General features: G+C 69.8%; 16 protein-coding genes. 11 read left to right on the top strand and 5 right to left on the bottom strand.

The window, feature by feature from the left end; all coding sequences use genetic code 11:
- Positions 1 to 225 precede the first annotated feature (225 nt).
- A complete protein-coding gene (locus FL583_RS19560) occupies positions 226 to 795 on the bottom strand; it encodes a GNAT family N-acetyltransferase (protein WP_142706129.1) in 570 nt (189 codons plus the stop codon).
- 122 nt (positions 796 to 917) lie between these two features.
- Between FL583_RS19560 and FL583_RS19555 the strand changes: the two genes are divergently transcribed.
- Positions 918 to 1,778, top strand: coding sequence for a hypothetical protein (locus tag FL583_RS19555; protein WP_142706128.1), 861 nt, complete (start codon positions 918 to 920; stop codon positions 1,776 to 1,778).
- 80 nt (positions 1,779 to 1,858) lie between these two features.
- On the opposite strand, the gene FL583_RS19550 is transcribed toward FL583_RS19555, so the two are convergent.
- From FL583_RS19550 to FL583_RS19540, 3 genes are all read right to left on the bottom strand, one after another.
- Positions 1,859 to 2,842, bottom strand: a complete 984-nt coding sequence (locus FL583_RS19550) for an acetamidase/formamidase family protein (protein WP_205752280.1) — start codon at positions 2,840 to 2,842, stop codon at positions 1,859 to 1,861.
- Between the two features lie 164 nt (positions 2,843 to 3,006).
- Positions 3,007 to 3,405, bottom strand: a complete 399-nt coding sequence (locus FL583_RS19545) for a RidA family protein (RefSeq protein ID WP_142706126.1) — start codon at positions 3,403 to 3,405, stop codon at positions 3,007 to 3,009.
- Positions 3,405 to 4,832, bottom strand: a complete 1,428-nt coding sequence (locus tag FL583_RS19540; protein WP_205752279.1) for an aldehyde dehydrogenase family protein — start codon at positions 4,830 to 4,832, stop codon at positions 3,405 to 3,407. The genes FL583_RS19545 and FL583_RS19540 overlap by 1 nt, the downstream gene beginning before the upstream one ends.
- Before the next feature lie 76 nt (positions 4,833 to 4,908).
- Here FL583_RS19540 and FL583_RS19535 point away from each other — a divergent pair, with 76 nt between their 5' ends.
- Positions 4,909 to 5,985 (top strand): NAD(P)-dependent alcohol dehydrogenase, encoded by a 1,077-nt coding sequence (locus FL583_RS19535; protein WP_142706124.1) that lies wholly within the window; start codon positions 4,909 to 4,911, stop codon positions 5,983 to 5,985.
- Here FL583_RS19535 and FL583_RS19530 read toward each other — a convergent pair.
- Positions 5,975 to 6,811, bottom strand: coding sequence for a helix-turn-helix transcriptional regulator (locus FL583_RS19530; protein ID WP_142706123.1), 837 nt, complete (start codon positions 6,809 to 6,811; stop codon positions 5,975 to 5,977). The two genes, FL583_RS19535 and FL583_RS19530, sit on opposite strands and share 11 nt — an antisense overlap.
- 123 nt (positions 6,812 to 6,934) lie before the next feature.
- Between FL583_RS19530 and FL583_RS19525 the strand changes: the two genes are divergently transcribed.
- The 9 genes from FL583_RS19525 (at position 6,935) to FL583_RS19485 (ending at position 18,231) form a co-directional block, all read left to right on the top strand.
- A complete protein-coding gene (locus FL583_RS19525) occupies positions 6,935 to 9,082 on the top strand; it encodes a cytochrome P450/oxidoreductase (protein WP_170323745.1) in 2,148 nt (715 codons plus the stop codon).
- A gap of 11 nt (positions 9,083 to 9,093) precedes the next feature.
- A complete protein-coding gene (locus FL583_RS19520; protein WP_205752278.1) occupies positions 9,094 to 10,167 on the top strand; it encodes a TauD/TfdA family dioxygenase in 1,074 nt (357 codons plus the stop codon).
- The gene (locus tag FL583_RS19515) at positions 10,167 to 11,447 is read left to right on the top strand and encodes an aromatic ring-hydroxylating oxygenase subunit alpha (protein ID WP_142706120.1); all 1,281 of its coding nucleotides are present in this window, start codon (positions 10,167 to 10,169) and stop codon (positions 11,445 to 11,447) included. Before FL583_RS19520 ends, FL583_RS19515 begins: the two co-directional genes overlap by 1 nt.
- Positions 11,440 to 11,916: an aromatic-ring-hydroxylating dioxygenase subunit beta gene (locus FL583_RS19510; protein WP_142706119.1), complete on the top strand. Its 477-nt coding sequence runs from the start codon at positions 11,440 to 11,442 to the stop codon at positions 11,914 to 11,916. The genes FL583_RS19515 and FL583_RS19510 overlap by 8 nt, the downstream gene beginning before the upstream one ends.
- 26 nt (positions 11,917 to 11,942) lie before the next feature.
- Complete coding sequence (locus FL583_RS19505) at positions 11,943 to 12,797, top strand: VOC family protein (RefSeq protein WP_170323744.1); 855 nt, start codon at positions 11,943 to 11,945, stop codon at positions 12,795 to 12,797.
- A 24-nt stretch (positions 12,798 to 12,821) separates the two neighbouring features.
- Positions 12,822 to 13,901, top strand: a complete 1,080-nt coding sequence (locus FL583_RS19500; protein WP_142706117.1) for a BMP family lipoprotein — start codon at positions 12,822 to 12,824, stop codon at positions 13,899 to 13,901.
- 52 nt (positions 13,902 to 13,953) lie between these two features.
- Entirely contained in the window at positions 13,954 to 15,594 is a 1,641-nt protein-coding gene (locus FL583_RS19495) for an amidase (RefSeq protein WP_205752277.1), read from the top strand.
- 79 nt (positions 15,595 to 15,673) lie between these two features.
- Entirely contained in the window at positions 15,674 to 16,909 is a 1,236-nt protein-coding gene (locus FL583_RS19490; protein ID WP_142706116.1) for an ROK family transcriptional regulator, read from the top strand.
- The gene (locus FL583_RS19485; RefSeq protein WP_142706115.1) at positions 16,906 to 18,231 is read left to right on the top strand and encodes an ABC transporter substrate-binding protein; all 1,326 of its coding nucleotides are present in this window, start codon (positions 16,906 to 16,908) and stop codon (positions 18,229 to 18,231) included. The genes FL583_RS19490 and FL583_RS19485 overlap by 4 nt, the downstream gene beginning before the upstream one ends.

Genomic DNA, 18,231 nt, shown 5'->3' with positions numbered 1-18,231 from the left:
GTTCAGAGCTCCCCCGCCCCGTGCCGCCGGCCAGGTGCAGCTGACTGCTGCAGGTGAGAGCAGATTGATCGCGAGTCATTGCTCTGACATTTCTGCGCTGTTCCAGGTCTGTAGCCGTGCGTCTTGGCGATGTCTTTTTTCGGCTCAAACCGGGCCTAGAGTCTGTCAAGGTGCTGCCACCTGCCGATGCGGCGCAGCCGCAATGGCACAGTCTTGACATCCAGATCAGTGGCGGCGACGGCGCCATTCGTCGGCCAGCAACGCGTAGTCGAAGCCGTCCATCCATTCGCCGGACGGGTGCAGCCCGTCCCGCACCGTGTGCGCCTCGCGCCGCATGCCCACGCGTTCCATCAGCCGATACGACGGCGTGTTGGCGGCGAAGCAGCTCGCGAACACCCGGCGCAGTCCCAGGTCCTCGAAGCAGATCCGGAGCGCGGCCTCGACGGCTTCCGTCGCGTAACCCTTGCCGGTCTCTTCTGGACGTAGCGACCAGCCGAGCTCGGCCTGGACGCCCTGCCCGTGGGAGGTCAGGCGCGGAGGGGCCCAGGCGTCCTCGACTTTGATCATCACCTCGCCGATGACCGCGCCGTCGCGTTCGATGAGTAACAGCGCGCCGAACCGTTCGGGTGCGGCGAACCGGGCGTGGAACTCTTCTGGGGGTTCACCCATCCACTCGACGACGTTGGGCAGTGAGCGGTAGGAGAGGACTTCGTCGGCGTCGTCGGGCCGGGCCCGCCGGAGCGTGAGCCTCGCGGTGGAGATCGGCCAGGCAAGGTCGTCGAGCTGTCGGGGCATCGCTCCATTGTGACGAGTGAGCCGTGGTCTTGCGGGTTGATAAACAATTGGCGACGTCTCGGTGAGCGACGGCGACCAGTTTGACGGCTCACCGAAGTTGCCCGAAGGCTTAAGCTGGAATAATGAGCACCAAGACGCAGAAAATGGTCGTTGTAGTGTTCGGGCTGGCTGCCTTCGTGCTCATCATGCTCATTGGCGGGGCGGCCGTGTACGCATTGGGCAGCGGACTTTCGAGTAAGTCGAAAGTCGAAGGAGTTCAGGTTGCCTACGTCAGGGACGAGGCGAAATTGCGCGCCTGCCCGCGTAGGACGTGCCAGGTACTCCAGACTCTGCGACACAACCAGCAAGTTGCGGTCATCGCAACCGTCAACGGCGAAGAGGTCGATGGTTCGCGCACGTGGACCGCGGTGCGATTCGGTACCGGTGAAGCGTTCGTGCACGAGAGCCTGATCCAGCCCGACTCGAGCACGGATGAGCAATCACTGCTCTGGGCGCTGTTTTCGGTGCTGAGTATCGGGGCGGTGGCCTTGACGACCTTTTCTCTTCGGGTGAAGGGCATAGCGGTCAAACTGGTGGAGTGGAGCAGAGGGATTCAGACTTTGCTTCCGGCAGTGGTGTTGCTCATCGGTATCGCCGTCGGAGCATTGGGCTACTTCTACAGCAGGCTCGAGGGTGGCGCGGTATCGACATTTCTCGCCGATACTTTCGTGAATCTAGGTGCCGGTTTCATCGGATCGGCTGTCACTTTTCTTCTCTTCAACTCTCTCCTGGCGGGCCTCGTTGTCGACAGGCCGACGCTGGAGAAGATGAACGATGATCAGCGGGCTGAGTTGCGCGACGATCTCGCTTCACTCCGCTCCGCCGTCGAGCGGCTGACGATGAGGCTCGACTCTGCGCTGACGGCGAGCGAGGCTGACCGTCAGCGGTCGCCGCTCGAACGAGCGTGGTCACGGTGGAGGCTGGGCAGCCACCGACGCGACTGATGTTCCTGGCCGACCCCCACTGTGCGGACCGTCAAGTGCCCTGGTGCGTTGAACGACTGTCGTTCGAGGGCTCGGGTCGCCTACGCGCCGGAGAGTTCTTGCGCTGCTTCGGGGACCGTGAGGGTGCTGCATCTCGTGCGGGCCCGCGCGGCCAGGGCGGTCCTTTCCGCGCGGCCGGTCTCCGCCCACAGCGCCTTCGGGATACGCCCGGTGACCACCACCGTGCCGTTCACCGCCTCCGAGATCGAATAACCGACGGCGATGCTGGTCAGTGAATACGCCTCGGCCGTCGTGAGGTCCTTGGTGCGCTCGAGGAAAGCAATCGTGTTGCCCACCGCGAGTTTCAACGCGCGATGAATGTCCTCGTCGATGCCGTGCACGAGGAAATTGACCGCGTCCTCTCCGGACGGCTGCTCGGACCTGCGGCCGCGAAGGACCGTAAGCCGAAAGGTGCCGGTCAAGGAGTGTTCGATCGCGGTACCGGCCACTTCACCGTCGCCTTGGACCGAGTGGCCGTCGCCCAGGTAGAACCCGGCGCCCGCATGGAACACCGGCAGGTACAGAGTGGCGCCGACCGTGTAATCACGGGTGTCGAGGTTGCCGCCGAACGCGCCGGGTGGCACCGAACTCTGCACCTCCCCGGACTCCAACGGCTTGACCGCCATCACCCCGAAGAATTTGTGCAGCGGCACGTGAGTACCGTCGTTGAAGAATGCCACTTCCCGGCCCTCATGCACGCCGGTACGGAGCAGATGAGTGCCGACGCCGGGCGACGGAACGCTCATGGAGAACGCCTCGGCCGCGGTCACCGGAATGCCCAGCGACGAATCGCCCGCGCGGTGACCCGGAAACGACGGGGAGAAGACCCCGGTATCCGAGCCCGTGTAATTCATCCCCCACGGCGTCCGCGTCTCGATGTCGAGAATCTCGATCATCAGCGTGTCGCCGGGCTCGGCGCCCTCGACGTCGATCGGCCCGGTCACGGCATGCGGCCCGTAGACCGGGCGGCCGTCGAGCGACTTCCACAGCGCGATCGTGTCGTCGAGGATCTCGTCGGCGGCCACGCCGAACTTCGCGAAGTACTCCGTCGGCGAGACCGCCGGGTCGGTCAGGCCCGAGGAGCTGAGCGTCTCGATCCGGACGACGGCCCCGGACGGCACCGTCGCGACGGCCTCGGCGTCGACCGGAAACCCTCCGAACACCACGTTGGCCGGAGTCGAGGGCACCCTCACCGGCGGAGGCCGACGACGAGGTCGATCTCGACGGTCGCGCCGACGGCCAGGCCGGTCGAGCCGACGCAGGTGCGGGCCGGCAGCGGCCCGGAGAACCACGACCGGTACTCGGTGTTGAAGCGGTCGTAGTCCGCGAAGTCCGTGAGGTACACCCGCACCATCAGCGCGTCGTCGAGCACGGCATCGAACTGGGCGAGCACCGCGGCCAGGTTGCGGAACACCTGCTTGGTCTGCACGACGACGTCCCCGGGCACCAACGTGCCGGTCGCCGGGTCGGTCGGCATCTGCCCGGTGACGTAGAGCGTGTCACCCCACCGCACGGCGTGCGAGAACGGCCCCACGCCGGGCGGCACGCCGGTGGACGGATCGAACGTGTACGCGATGCGCTCGGTCATCAGTGCTCCAGCAGTCGGACGGACACGGCCTTTTCCTGGGTGTACTCGCGCAGCGCGGCGTACCCGCCGCCCCGGCTGAAACCGCTGTCCTTCTGCATGTTGAACGGGAAGCCGATCACCCCGGTGTTGTGGAACTGGTTCACCGCGACCTGGCCGGAGTGGACTCCCTTGGCCAGCCGGAGGGCCCGGGAGATGTCGTTCGTCCAGATGCAGGCCAACAGCCCGAAATCGACGTCGTTCATCAGCTGCAGGGCCCGATCCGTACCGGTGAACTTCTGCACGGCCAGCACCGGGCCGAACACCTCCTCGCGGGCGATCCGCATGGACGAGTCGACCTGGTCGTAGACCGTCGGCTGGACGAACCAGCCCTCACCGGTCGGAGCCCCGCCGGTGACGAGCCGGGCTCCCGGCTGATCGAGGAATCCCCGCACCCGGTCGTACTGCGCGGCGCTGACCAGCGGGCCCATGTCGAGGTCGGCGTCCCAGGCCCCGAGCCGCACCGCCTGCATGGCCGCGGCGACGCGCTCCACCACCTCGTCGTGGATCGAGTCCTCGACGACGAGCCGCGACCCGGCGTAGCAGTTCTGCCCGGCGTTCTCGGTGATCGACCCGACGATCGCCGGGAGCGCGACGTCGAGGTCCGCGTCGGCGAACAGGACGTTGGGCGACTTGCCGCCGAGCTCGAGCTTGACCGGCGTCAGGTTGCGGGCCGCGGACGCCATGATCGCGCGGCCGGTGGCCGTCGACCCGACGAAGCTGACGTGTTTCACGTCGCGGTGCCCGGTGAGCGCGGCCCCGGCCTCCGGGCCCAGGCCGACCACCACGTTGAACACGCCGGGCGGGAACCCGGCCCGGCGGGCCAGCTCGGCCAGCGCGAGCGGCGCGAGCGGCGCCACCTCGGACGGCTTCAGCACGACGGTGTTGCCGGCCGCCAGCGCCGGGGCGACGTTCGCCGCGGTGAGCACCGACGGGACGTTCCACGGCAGGATCGCCGCGCACACGCCGTAGGGCTCGGGCACGGTGTAGCCCAGGTAGTCCGGCGTCCGGGCCGGCAGCGTGACGCCGGTGAGCTTGTCGGCCGCGCCGGCGTTGTACTCGATGATCGCGTGGGCGCGCAGGACGTTCGCCCGGCCGCCGGACAGCGGCTTGCCGACGTCGCGCGCCTCGATGGCGGCGAGCTCGTCGAGGCTCGAAAGCACGAGATCCGCCCAGCGGCGCAGGACCCGGCCACGCTCGGTCGGGGACGTCGCCGCCCACTCCGGGAACGCGCGCCGAGCGGCGGCGACCGCGTCCTCGACGTCGACGGCCTCGGCCCGCGCGACGGTCTGGATCGGTTCCTGGGTGGCCGGATCGACGACCGCGAGCTCGCCCTTGTTGCGGGCGGAAATCCACTCGCCGTCGATCAATTGCCGAGCGCTGGGGATCATGCGGAGCATCCTTGACCGGCTATATCTCGCAAGTCAATATGGCATCTCAAATTGCGAGTCGAATGTGGGAGTCCTCATGCGCATCACCGCGGCCCTGCTGGAGAGCGCCGGCGCGCCCTTCGTCGTCACCGAGTTGGACCTCGAAGAACCCCGCGCGGACGAGGTGCTGGTGCGGGTGAACAGCGTCGGAATCTGCGGAACGGACCTGGAGTTCGCCAAGGCCTTCCCGACGCCCGCGGTCCTCGGCCATGAGGGAGCCGGTGTCGTCGAGCGCGTCGGCGCGAATGTAACCCATGTCCGGCCCGGGGACCACGTGGCCATGTCGTTCGCCTCGTGCGGTGCCTGCACCCGGTGCCTGGCCGGCAAGCCGGCGTACTGCCGGAAGTTCCGGGCGGTGAACTTCAGCGGCCGGCGGCCCGACGGCAGCTCCGCGCTGTCCCGCGACGGCGTCGCCGTCAACGGTCACTTCCTGGGGCAGTCGTCGTTCGCCAGCCACGTCGTGGCGTCGGCCCGGGCGGTGGTGCCGATCGACCCGGGCCACGACCTCCGCTCCGTCGGGCCGTTCGGGTGCGGGTTCCAGACCGGGGCCGGCGCGGTCCTCAACGTGCTGCGCCCCGAGGCCGGCGCCAGCCTCGCGGTGTTCGGAGCCGGTGCGGTCGGAGTCGCCGCGATCCTCGCCGCCCAGCTCAGCGGGTGCGGCACGATCGTCGCGGTGGACGTCGACGACGACAAACTCACCGCCGCCCGGGGCTTCGGCGCGACGCACACCGCGCGGTCCGAGACGGCCGCCGAGGCCCTGGCCGAGATCGCTCCGGACGGGCTCGACTACGTGATCGACACGACCGGGCGCGAGGACGTGCTGCGCACCGCGGTCGAGGCGCTCGGCCCGCTCGGCCACGCCGGCGTGGTCGGCGTCGGGCCCAGCGAGTCGATGAGCTTCGCCTGGCGGAGCGTGTTCTACGGCCGCTCGGTCACCGGCATCGTCGCCGGCGCGAGCCTCCCGCAGGTCTTCCTGCCGACGTTGCTCGACCTGCACGCGGCCGGCCGGTTCCCGGTCGACCGGATGATCAGCTACTTCCCGTTCGAGCGGATCAACGACGCCGTCGCCGCGCTCCGGCGCGGCGAGGTGGGCAAGGCCGTGCTCACGTTCTGACGGCCAGCGACGCCAGTCGTTCGGTGGTGACCGGATCGGGCTGGACCGGGTGCACGAACAGCGACAGGCCCTCGTCGCCGGGGATGTGCAGCCGCTCGTAGGCGAGGTCGAGGTCGCCGACGACGTGGTGGTGCACGCGTTTGCGGGTCGCCCGGTGCAGCCGGACGCGATGCGCGGCCCAGCGTTCCCGGAACGGCTCGCTCCGGGCCGAGAGCTCCTCGATGAGCTGCGCCAACGTGCCGTCGTCGGGGCGCAGGGCCGCGTAGTGACGCAGGATCGCGACCACGTCGTCGGCGTCGTCGTCCCAGTCGCGGAAGAACGTCCGGCTGCCCTCGGCCAGGAACACGTACCGGGCGTTGTTCCCGCGGCCGTCCGGGTCGGTGAGCATGTCGGAGTACAGCGCGCGCCCCAGCGCATTGCCGGCCAGGAAGTCCATCCGCTGGTTGCTGACCCAGGCGGGCGCGTTCACCAGCGAGTCGAGGATCGCCTGCACGCCCGGGCGGACGGTCTCGCGAGGCTTCACGGGCGCTTTCGGCGCGGTCGCCGGCTGGATCGCGCGAGCGAGCGCGAGCAGGTGGGTCGTCTCGGTCTCGTCGAGCCGGAGCGCCCGGGCGACGGCCCGCAGGACGACCTCGGACACGCCGACGACGTCCCCGCGTTCGATCCGGGCGTAGTAGTCGACGCTGACGTCGGCCAGGTACGCGACCTCTTCGCGGCGGAGGCCCGGCACCCGGCGGCGACGACGGCCGTCGAGGCCGCTGTCGGCCGGGCTGATGCGGGCCCTCCTGGACTGCAGGAAGTCCTTCATCTCGGTGCGCGGATCCATTCCACCAGCCTAAATGCTGAAGGACGCACTGCTGGTACGTGGATAAACGCTGCCTTCCCCCGGGCGTCGCCCTGCAGCAACCTTCTCGTCATCGACCGGGTCTGCACCTGGAGGTACCCCGGCATGAGCGGGACAGTCAGCTTCGATCACCACTCCGACCAGGCCAATGCCGACCCGGTCGCCTACTACGCGACCTTCCGGGAGCAGTGCCCGGTCGGCCGGACCGATTCCCACGGCGGCTTCGTCTACACGACCCGCTACGCCGACGTGGCCCGGATCGCCCGGGACGACGAAACATTCTCGTCATCTCGGGAACTCACGCCGGTCGACGGCACCGCGATCGTCATCCCACAGAGCCCGGCGATCGAGAAGTACCCGCTCGAGCTCGACCCGCCGCGCTCCACCGAGTACCGCGAGCTGATCAACCCGCTGCTCTCGCCGGACGCGGTCGACCGGCTGCGGCCGATGATCGCGCGGCACGCGGCCCGGGTCGTCGACACGTTCATCGAGTACGGCTCGTGCGACCTGGTCCGCGACTTCACCAACCCGGTCCCGGCCGCCGTCACGCTCGACTGGCTCGGCTTCCCCGAGGAGGACTGGGCGAAGCTGGCCGGCCCGATCCACGACATCTTCGCCACCGTTCCCGGCAGCGAGCGGTCGCAGCGGGGCGCGGCCGGGCTCGCCTACCTGGGGCAGCGGATCCGAGAGCTGATCCGGGATCGCCGGGCCGAGCCACGGGACGACGCGGTCAGCCGCCTCGTCGCCACCGGCGCCCGGTTCAGCGAAGACGACCTCGTCAAGGTGATCGGCCTGCTGATCGCCGGCGGCGTCGACACGACGACGTCGCTGACCGGCTCGACGCTCATCCACCTGAGCCGCCATCCCGAGCAGAAGCGCCGGCTGATCGAGTCGCCCGACCTCCTCGACGCGGCGACCGACGAGTTCCTGCGCCGGTTCTCACCGTCCCAGGCGATGGCCCGCACCGTGCGCACGGACACCGAGGTCGGCGGCTGCCCGGTGCACGCCGGCGACCGCGTGCTCATCCCCTGGGTGGCCGCGAACCACGACCCGGAGGTCTTCCCCGACCCGACCGAGGTGCGGCTGGACCGCGACGCCAGCCGGCACCTCGCCTTCGGCATCGGCAGCCACCGCTGCGTCGGCGCGCACCTGGCCCGGGCCATGTTCCGCGAGATGATGACCCAGGTCCTGACCCGCTTTCCGGACTACCGGGTCGTCGAGGAAGGTCTCGTCGGGTACCCCACGTCGGGGAGTCAGACCGGCTGGGACGCGATCCCGGCCACGTTCACCCCGGGGAACGAACACCGCGTTCTCGACGGGGTGGCCCTGACCGTCACCGAGGTGGCACGAGCCGCCGACGACGTGCTGTCGCTGCGTCTGTCGGGCCCGGAACCGCTGCCGGCCTGGACGCCCGGGGCCCACGTGGAGTTGCGCCTGCCGTCCGGGCGGATCCGGCAGTACTCGCTGTGCGGCGCACCCGACGACGCCACGAGCTGGCAGATCGGCGTGCTCCGGGAAGGCGACGGGCGGGGCGGCTCGGCCGAGCTGCACGAGATCGCGACGGTCGGCGCGTCGCTGACCGTGCGCGGGCCCCGCAACCACTTCCCGCTGGTCGACGCCCCCGACTACCTCTTCCTGGCCGGCGGGATCGGGGTCACGCCGATCCTGGCGATGGTCCGCGCCGTCGCCGGCCGACCGTTCCGGGTGGTCTACGGCGGACGGACCCGCTCGTCGATGGCGTTCACCGACGAGCTCTCGGCCGCCGCCGGCGACCGGCTGACCCTTCTTCCGGCGGACGAGACGGGAATGCCGGATCTCGACGCCCTGCTCGGGGGAATCGCCCCGGACACCGCGGTGTACTGCTGCGGACCGGCGCCGATGATCGCCGCGGTCGAGGCGGCCTGCGCGGCCCACGGCGTCACCGACCGGCTGCACGTCGAGCGGTTCGCCGCCGAGCTCGATCCGGACGTCGCGGCAGCGACCAACACCGCGTTCGAGGTGCACCTCGCGCGCAGCGGCGTGACCCTGCCGGTACCACCCGGGAAGCGCCTGCTCGAGGTCGTCCGCGAAGCCGTTCCCGGGCTCTCCTACGACTGCGAGAAGGGCTACTGCGGTGCGTGCGAGACGCGCGTGCTGGCCGGCGTCCCCGAGCACCGCGACTCCGTGCTCACCGAGGAGGAGCGCGCTTCCGGCCGCACGATGATGATCTGCGTCGGCCGCAGCTCCTCGGACCGCCTCGTACTCGATCGATGAAGGAGCAACCCATGACGTCCTCGGTCAGTCTTCAGCCCGTCGAAGGGCCGTCCGCCTGGCGTGGCGACGTACTCGTCGACAGTCCGGAGTGGATCTACCACCTGTCCGACGCCGAGCTCGTCGAGCTCGAGGAGGTCGGCCGCCGGTTCGTCGCCGACGACCCCGACCTGCGCACGGTGACCGCGGCGGACTACCCGATCCCGGCCTGCGCCCGGCTCAACGAGGTGAGCGCGCGCCAGCTCGACTCCGGACTCGGGATGCTGCTGGTCCGCGGCCTGCGGACCGCCGAGTACGGCGACGCGCTGGCCGGCGCCATCTTCTACGTCCTCGGGCTGCACCTGGGGCAGCCGATCGGCCAGAATCAGCACGGGGACCTCGTCGACCACGTCATCGCCACCTCGACGAAGACGATGACCGACGACGGCGCCCTGCCCTCCCGGGTTCGCGACCGGCTGCCGTTCCACTCCGACAGCTCCGACGTCGTGGGCCTGCTGTGCCTGCGCGGGGCCAAGGAAGGGGGCGCCAGCAGCATCGTCAGCGCGTCGACGATCTACAACGAGATCCTGCGCCGCCGCCCGGAGCTCGCCCACCTGCTGTTCGAGCCGTTCCACTGGGACTGGCGCCGGCAGGACCCGGACTCCCCCGAGATGACGTTCACCTCGCCGGTGATCAGCTACGTCGACGGAGTGTTCAGCACCTACACCGGCATGGCGATGATCTTCTCCGCGCAGCAGTACGAGGGCGTCCCGCGGCTGACCGACGACCAGGTCGAGGTGCTGCGCCTGTTCGACGAGATCACCCAGGAGCCCGGACTGGCCCTGGACATGCACTTCCAGCCGGGCGACGTGCAGTGGCTGCTCAACTACACGGTCATGCACTCGCGGACCGGGTTCGTCGACTACCCGGAGCCCTCGCGCCGCCGGCACCTGCTCCGGCTGTGGCTGCGCCGCGACGTCGGCCGTCCGCTCGTGCCGAAGTTCGGCAAGCACGTCGTCGAACTGGGCGAGTCGAAGGGTCCGGTCCACCCGGGCGGACGCTTCCACATCGCCGACGCGGTGCGCGTCAATGAGGACTGGGGCAACTGATGGCCCATGTGACCGAGGACTGGGAGAACCTGGAGTTCCGGGTCCACCGGTCGGCGTACCGGGCGTCGAACGTGTACGACGCCGAGATCAAGCGGATCTGGGCGCACAACTGGCTGTACCTGGGCCACGAGACCGAGATCCCCGAGCCCGGCCAGTTCAAGGTCCGCGTGCTCGGCGGCCGGTCGCTGATCTTCTGCCGGGACGCCGGCGGCCAGGTGCACGCGTTCCTGAACTCGTGCCCGCACCGGGGCACGATCCTCTGCCGGGACACCGAGGGCCAGACCAGGCACTTCCAGTGCTTCTACCACGCCTGGACGTTCAATACCGACGGCTCGGCCGCGTCGATCCCGGACGCCGAGGCCTACCCGGACTCGGACCGGTTCCGGTCCTGGGCGACGCTCCGGGAGGTCGCGCGTCTGGACACCCACGAAGGCTTCGTCTTCGTGTCGTTCGACAAGGACGTCCCCGAGCTGCTGGAGCACCTGGGTGAGGCGGCCGACTACCTGACGATGGCGGTCCAGCCGAGCGCGGCCGGCATGACCGTGGTGCCGGGCGCACACCTCTACACCGTGCGCGGCAACTGGAAGCTCAACGTCGAGAACGCGATGGACGGCTACCACTTCGCGCCGACCCACAACACGTTCCTCGGCTACCTGCGCGAGACCGGCTACCAGATGACCGACGAGGGTCACCGCTTCGCGAAGAACCTCGGCAACGGGCACAGCGCGCTGGTGCTGAAGTCGCGCCGGGGCCGCGTCGGCATGCTGTGGGAGCCCCGGTTCGGCGAGGCCGAGAAGGCCCGGATCGAGCAGAACCGCGCCGAGATGGACGCCCGCCTCGGGCCCGACCGGGCCGACGCCATCGCCGGGTCGAACCGGATCCTGTTCATCTTTCCGAACCTGCTCTTCTTCGACCTCGAGAGCTACTCGATCCGTCAGCTCGAACCGACGGCGGCCGGCACGACCGACGTCCGGGCCTGGAACTTCGTCCCCGAGGGAGAGCCGGACGAGGTCCGGGAGCTGCGCCTGCGGATCCTCACGTCGTTCGTCGGCCCCGGCGGCCTGGCCAGCCCGGACGACATCGAGGCCTACGAGGCGGTCCAGCGCGGGATCTCGGCGACGACCGACGACCAGGCCCCGGACACCGACTGGAGCGACATGTCGCGCGGAATGGCCGACGAACTGGCCGGCAAACCCGGTCGCTCGGTCGACGAGGGCGCGATGCGCTCGTTCTGGCGCCACTGGGCGCATTCGGTCGGAGAGGTGCCGATCAATGGTTGACCAGCGGGCGGTCGAGAAGTTCCTCTTCACCGAGTCGGACATCCTGGATCACTGGCGCCTGGACGAGTGGCTCGAGCTGTTCACGCCGGGCGCCCGGTACGAGATTCCGACCACCGATTGGAAAGGCGGATCCCCGGCCGACGCGGGCTATTTCGTCTGCGACGACTGGGACCTCATCCAGGCCCGGGTGAAGCGCCTCCAGAGCCGCAAGGCGCACGCCGAACGTCCGCGGTCGCGGACCCATCGGTTGATCGGCAACGTCCAGTTCGAGCACGTGGACGACTCCGTCATCGACGTGCAGGCGAATTTCGTCGTGCACCGCATGCGCGACGGGTTGCTGGACCCGTACCTCGGCCGTTACGAGCACCGCCTGAACGTCACTCCGGACGGTCTGCGGTTCGCGCTCCGGCGATCGATTCTCGTGCAGGAATCACTGAATCCGGGTGGCAGATTGAGCTTCATCCTATGACGCGCGCCAAGGGACCCGACCGTTTCGTGAGCGCCCGCATCGGGGTTCCCGACCTCGACGCCTCGGTGGCGTTCTACCAGACCTACGTGGGACTCGAACTCGTCAAGAACGAGGGCGACCGGGCGTTCCTGCGTGCGGGCCTCCCGCACCACGCGCTCGAACTCGTGCACCGGCCGGGCATTCCGAAGGCCGAGGTCGCCGCGATCACGTTCGCGACCGGCAAGCGGGACGTCCTGGAGAATCGCCGGGAGAGCGTCGCGAAGCTGGGTTACGACGTGCGGCCACTGTCGGAGGGAACCGCCGCCTACTGCGCCGACGGCTTCGCGGTCACCGGCCCGAACGGTCTCGAGTGGGAGTTCGTCCACGGGTACTACGAGTACGTCGAGCCGCCGTTCCTCGTCTCGACGCCCGACCGGATCATGCACCCGTTCGTGCGCACCGACGACTACGGCGCGACCCTGCAACTGGCCACCGACGGGTTCGGGCTGCAGATCTCGGACTACGTCGAGGACGCGATGACGTTCCTGCGCTGCGAGGACCGCTATCACCACTCGCTCGCTCTGCTGAAGGGCAGCGAATTCCGCATTCAGCATTTCAGCTTCATCGTCGCCGACTTCGATCACCTGATGCGGGCCCGGGCCAGGGCGCAATCCCACGGCATCACGATCAAGACCGATCTCGTCAAACACTCCGGGTCGACGACGATCGCCTTCTACCTGCTCGAAGAAGCGCACGGCCCGGAGATCGAACTCTCCTACGGCCATCGCCGGTTCAGTGAAGAAGACCACGAAACCGCCGAGCCGCGCCGGCTCGCGTCGGGTGCGCGCACCGAATTCGACCTCTGGCGTGAATCCGACAGCGACTGGCGCGGGCTGCACTGATTCTCTTCTCGGAAGGAACCCCCTGTGAGACCTCTCAACCTCACCGCGGTCGTGGTCGGCCTCGCGCTCGTCGCGGCCGCCTGCACGAGTCCCGGTGACACCACCACCGCAACCGCCGAGACGAAGGCCGCCTCGGCCGGGCCGAACGGCGGCACGATCCCGGCCGGCGAACCCGACATCAACGGCGACGGCAAGGTCGTCATCGGCGTGCTCAGCCCGGGCGACATCAACGACAACGGCTACTACGAGAGCTTCGTCGCCAAGGCCGAGGTGTTCACGAAGTCCCAGGGCTGGACGCTGATCAAGGTCGGTTCGGTCAACCCGGCCGAGGCGGTCAACCAGGCGCGCCAGCTGTGCCGGCAGAAGGCTGACCTGATCGCCATGAACGGTGAGCTCAAGGACGGGGCCACGGCCGCGACCGAATCCGTCTGCGCGAAGACGGCCTGGTTCATCCCGGGGTCGTCGGACATCAAGCAGACTCCGCAGATCGCGCTCTCGCGGGACTTCGTCGCGGAGTCGATCTACACCGCCGGGTACGCCAACGGGCTGCTGATGAAGCAGAAGGGCTACACCAAGGCCGGGTACATCTCCGGTCCGGAGCTCGACTTCTCGGTCCAGGCGGCGAAGGCGTTCCGGGCCGGTATCCGCGCCGTGCTGCCCGACGCCACGGTGGCGGCGACCTACACCGGTGACTTCAACGACTCGGCCAAGGCCAAGGAAGCCGCCCAGGCCCAGATCGCCCAGGGCATCAAGACCATCTATCCGTACCTCGGCGGGGCCACCGACGCCGTCGCCGCCCTGGGCAACCAGAACGACGTCATCCTGAGCACGCCCGGCACCGACCGTTGCACCGGCACCCCGAAGTTCGACGTCTCGGTCATCTTCGATCCGGGAGAGTACCTGGCCGCGGCCCTGAAGGACTTCGCCGACGGCAAGCTCGCGATGGGCGTCGCCCGCGAGTGGCACATCGGCAAGGACCCGGTGCCGACGGTCAAGCTCTGCAACGCCCCCGACGAGCTGAACCGGCAACTCGAGTCGACGATCGCCGACATCGCGGCGGGCAAGCTCGACGTGGACGCCCAGGTGGCGAAGCTCGGGTCGTAGGCACCGATCGGGGCGGGGTGACGGTGGGAACGAACTCTCGGAGGAGCTTGCGATGGACGTACTAGCGGAGATGGTCGCTCGGCTGTACGCCGCGCCGGTGCCGGCCGCGACCGAACCCGCCCCGATCTTCCGGGCCCGCCCCAGCACAGGCCGCGACCGGCCCAGCTCCGGCCAAGGCCGGCCCGGTTCCGGCGGCGGCCGGCCCGATACCGGCCACGGCGGCCACGGCGGCCCCGGTTCCGGCCGGCTCAGGTCGGCGGCGGCCCAGGCCCCGGCGGAGGCTGACGTCACCACCGTGGGCGGGGCGGCCGAGGCGCTCCGCCGCGGCGAGGTGCGCAGCGTCGACCTCGTGTCGGCGGCGCTGGCCGCCGCCGACGCGACCGACTCCGAGCTGGGCATCTTCCTGGCCCGGTATCCCGAGGCCGCGCTGGCCGCCGCCGAACGGATCGACCGGGACCGGGCCGCAGGCCGGCCGGTCGGCCCGCTCGGCGGCGTCCCGCTGGGCATCAAGGACCTTCTCACCACCGCCGACGGGCCGACCAGCGCAGGCAGCCTGGTCCCTCCAGAAGTCGGGCAGCGTGACGCCACGGCCGTCGAGCGGCTCCGCTCGGCCGGCGGAGTCTTCGTCGGCAAGACGCTGACCTCGGAGTACGGCCTGGGCTCCCCCGACCTGACCAAGCCGCTCCCCGTCCCCCGCAACCCCTGGGACGTCACCCGCTGGACCGGCGGATCGAGCGGCGGAGCCGCGTCCGGGCTGATCGCCGGCGCCTTCCTCGGCGGCCTCGGCACCGACTCCGGCGGCAGCATCCGGATGCCCTCGGCGTTCTGCGGGGTCACCGGCCTCAAGCCGACGTACGGCCGGGTCCCGCGCACCGGCGGTATCCCGATGGGTTGGACGACCGACCACATCGGACCAATGGCCACCACGGCCCGGGACTGCGCGCTGTTGCTGGAGGTGATCGCCGGTGCCCACTTCGACGATCCCACCACCAGCGACCGGCCCGTCCCCCGCTACACCGACCTGCTGACCGGTTCGCTGGAGGGCCTGCGGATCGGCGTCGACCGGATGGACCGGGTATCCGGCGCGATCGCCGACCCCGCGCTGGTGCCGCTGTTCGACGCCGCGCTGGCCGAGCTGACCGCTCTCGGCGCGGACCTGGTCGAGGTCGAGCTGCCGCTCTACGACCACGTGGTGGCCGCGTCCACGGTGATCATCCTGAGCGAGGCGCGGGCCTACCACCAGCGAACCCTCGCCACCCGGGCGGACGACTACTTCGCCAACACCCGGTCGAACATGGAGATGGCCGGGGTGTTCTCGGCCGCCGACTACGTGCAGGCCCAACGCGTCCGCGCCGTCGGGCAGGAGGCGGTGGCCAGGCTGCTCGACCGCGTCGACCTGATCGTGACGCCGACCGCCGCGGTGCCGGCGACCCCGTACGACCGGCTGCACCGGATGTTCGAGACCGGCGACTTCCACGCGGTCTACGCGCCGTACTGGAACCTGATGGGCAACCCGGCGCTCTCGGTGCCGATGGGCTTCACCGCGGCCGGTCTACCGATGGGGCTCCAGGTGATCGGCGCGGCGTTCGACGACGCCACCGTGCTCCGGGCCGGCGACGCTTACCAGTCCCGGACCGACTGGCACCGTCGCCGGCCGGCCTCGTTTCGAGAAGAAACCAACTTCGTCAAGTAGCCCGACCACTCCTTGACACCCCGAGTTCGACGGCCCTAGCTTGCCCTTTGTTTGGAAACCTTCCTAACAAGGAGCCGCTGTGGCCGACGAGTCCGGGCCAGGCACGCCACGGCTGCTGCGTGCGCTCAACGACCGGGCGGCCCTCCGGCTGCTCCTCGAGCACGGACGCCTGACCCGCACCGACGTCAGCGCGCTGGCCGGGCTCTCGAAGCCGACCGCCTCGCAGATGCTGGCCCGCCTGGAGGCGGCCGGGCTGGTCGTCGCGGTCGGGACCGCGGCCGGCGGCCCGGGCCGGGCGGCCCAGCTCTACGAGGTGAACCCGGCCGCCGGGCACGCGGTCGCGTTCGACATCACGCACTTCGCGATCCAGGCGCTCATCGTCGACCTCGGCGGCCGGACCGTCGCCGAGCTCCAGGTGCCGCTCCCCCGCCGCGCCCGGGACGCGATCGCCCGGCTGGACGACGTCTACACGCAGGTGCTGGACACCGCGAACCTGCAGCGTGGGCACATCAGCCATGCCGTCGCCGGTGTCTCGGGCGCGTACGACCAGCAGGCCGGGGTGCTCAAGCACGCCAGCCACCTGCCCGGCTGGCGCGTCCCCGAGCTGCGCGAGCGGCTGTCCGAGCTGCTCGGCGCCGACGTCGAGGTGGAGAACGACGTCAACCTGGTCGCGCTGGCCGAGCACGAGGCCGGCGCGGCCGTCGACGTCGAGACGTTCGTGCTTCTCTGGTCGGCCAGCGGGCTGGGGGCCGCACTCGTGCTCGGCGGTGCGTTGCACCGCGGGGTGACCGGCAGCGCCGGGGAGGTCGGATTCCTGCCGGTGCCGGGCGAGCCGCTGGTTCGCAACGTCACCAGGGCCACCGGCGGGTTCGACCGCGCGGCCAGCGGCCGCGCGGTCCTCGACCTGGGCCGGAGGTTCGGTCTGCACGGGGCGACGGCCGAGACGCTGATCCGGCGCGCGGTCGCGGCCGGCCCCGAGGCCGACGGGTTCCTGGACGAACTGGCCACCCGCTACGCCACCGGGCTGGCCGCGATGGTGGTGGTCGTCGACCCGGCGCTGATCGTGCTCTCCGGCCCGTTGCTGCAGGCCGGCGGCGAGCCACTGCGGAGCCGGGTGGAGCGCGAGGTGGCCTCGCTCGGCATCACCGCCGTCCCGGCCCGGCTGGGCCGGATCACCAGCGACCCCGTGCTGGCGGGCGCGCGCCGGATGGCGCTGGCCCGGCTGCGCGAGGCGATCTTCGCGAGCACCGGACAGGAACGACCGGGCACGGCGCAGCCCGCCACCCGGACCTCAGGACGGAGGAACCCCCGATGACTCCCGTTGTCTTCCGGCCGCGGCTCGCGGCCGCCGCGTTGGTCGCACTGACGGCGCTGGCCGCCTGCGCCCCCAGTTCCGGGCACAAGGACACTCCGGCGTCGGCCGACCAGACGATCACGTTCTGGCACGGCTGGAGCCAGCCGAGCGAGCTGAAGGCGATCAACGCCAACATCGCCGCGTTCGAGAAACTGCACCCGAACATCAAGGTCAAGGCCGTCTCGAACGTCACCGACGACAAGATCCTCCAGGGCGTCCGGACGTCCAGCGCCCCCGACGTCGTTTCGTCGTTCGACACGACGAAGGTCGGCGCGTTCTGCGGCGGGGCGCTCGTCGACCTGAACACCTATCTGAAGGCGGACAAGGTCGACAAGGACCGGGTCTACGTCAAGTCGATGTCGCAGTACACCTCGCTCGACGGCAACCAGTGCACGCTCCCGCTGGAGGCCGACACGTTCGGGCTGTACTACCGCACCGACCTGTTCGCCAAGGCCGGCATCAAATCGCCGCCGAAGACCTGGAGCGAGCTGCAGGCCGACGCGGTGAAGCTGACCAAGCAGACCAGCACCGGCTACGCCCAGCTCGGCTTCATGCCGAACTTCCACGGCTACGAGAACACGGCCGGCCACACGATGCCGCAGTGGGGCGTCACCTACTTCGACTCCAATGGCAAGCCGACGATGGCCACCGACCCGGCGGTGAAGCCGTACCTGCAGTACATGAAGGGCTTACAGCAGGCGCTGGGCGGCTACCGGAAGCTGGAGGCCTACCGGAACACGTTCGGCGACGAGTTCTCGGCCCAGAACGCGTTCGAGGCCGGCAAGGTCGCGATGCAGCTGGACGGCGAGTGGCGGACCGCCAACCTCGACCAGGACGGCGTCAAGTTCGGCTGGGCGACCGCGCCGCTCCCGGTGCCCGACAACCTGGCCGACCAGTACGGCCGCGGCTGGACGTCGGGCACGGTCATCGGCATCCCGGCCAAGTCGTCGCACAAACCGGCCGCGTGGGAGCTGGTCAAGTTCCTCACGACCGACACGAACGCGCTGGTGACGTTCGCCAACACGATCCACAACGTGCCGTCGACCTACGAGGCGCTGGCCGCGCCGAACCTGCTCGCCGACCCGAAGTTCCAGACGTTCGTGAAGATCGCGCAGGACAAGAACACGGTCTCGCCGGTGCCCACCGCCGACGGCGACGCCTACCTGACGCTGATCGAGCAGTTCAGCTACAAGTGGGAAGCCGGGCAGGTGCCCGACCTCCAGGCCGGGCTGGAGCAGCTGGACCAGCAGATCGCGGCGTCGCTGAAGCAGGCGGGCCGCTGA

The organism is Cryptosporangium phraense (assembly GCF_006912135.1).
GTDB classification, from domain to species: domain Bacteria; phylum Actinomycetota; class Actinomycetes; order Mycobacteriales; family Cryptosporangiaceae; genus Cryptosporangium; species Cryptosporangium phraense.
This window is presented reverse-complemented; position numbering and strand designations above follow the sequence as displayed.

Excerpts from the sequence above, each read along its gene's own strand:
- FL583_RS19560 (WP_142706129.1), bottom strand. The coding sequence starts at position 795 with ATGCCCCGACAGCTCGACGACCTTGCCTGGCCGATCTCCACCGCGAGG.
- FL583_RS19555 (WP_142706128.1), top strand. The coding sequence starts at position 918 with ATGAGCACCAAGACGCAGAAAATGGTCGTTGTAGTGTTCGGGCTGGCT.
- FL583_RS19545 (WP_142706126.1), bottom strand. The coding sequence starts at position 3,405 with ATGACCGAGCGCATCGCGTACACGTTCGATCCGTCCACCGGCGTGCCG.
- FL583_RS19540 (WP_205752279.1), bottom strand. The coding sequence starts at position 4,832 with ATGATCCCCAGCGCTCGGCAATTGATCGACGGCGAGTGGATTTCCGCC.
- FL583_RS19535 (WP_142706124.1), top strand. The coding sequence starts at position 4,909 with ATGCGCATCACCGCGGCCCTGCTGGAGAGCGCCGGCGCGCCCTTCGTC.
- FL583_RS19530 (WP_142706123.1), bottom strand. The coding sequence starts at position 6,811 with ATGGATCCGCGCACCGAGATGAAGGACTTCCTGCAGTCCAGGAGGGCC.
- FL583_RS19525 (WP_170323745.1), top strand. The coding sequence starts at position 6,935 with ATGAGCGGGACAGTCAGCTTCGATCACCACTCCGACCAGGCCAATGCC.
- FL583_RS19520 (WP_205752278.1), top strand. The coding sequence starts at position 9,094 with ATGACGTCCTCGGTCAGTCTTCAGCCCGTCGAAGGGCCGTCCGCCTGG.
- FL583_RS19515 (WP_142706120.1), top strand. The coding sequence starts at position 10,167 with ATGGCCCATGTGACCGAGGACTGGGAGAACCTGGAGTTCCGGGTCCAC.
- FL583_RS19510 (WP_142706119.1), top strand. The coding sequence starts at position 11,440 with ATGGTTGACCAGCGGGCGGTCGAGAAGTTCCTCTTCACCGAGTCGGAC.
- FL583_RS19495 (WP_205752277.1), top strand. The coding sequence starts at position 13,954 with ATGGACGTACTAGCGGAGATGGTCGCTCGGCTGTACGCCGCGCCGGTG.
- FL583_RS19485 (WP_142706115.1), top strand. The coding sequence starts at position 16,906 with ATGACTCCCGTTGTCTTCCGGCCGCGGCTCGCGGCCGCCGCGTTGGTC.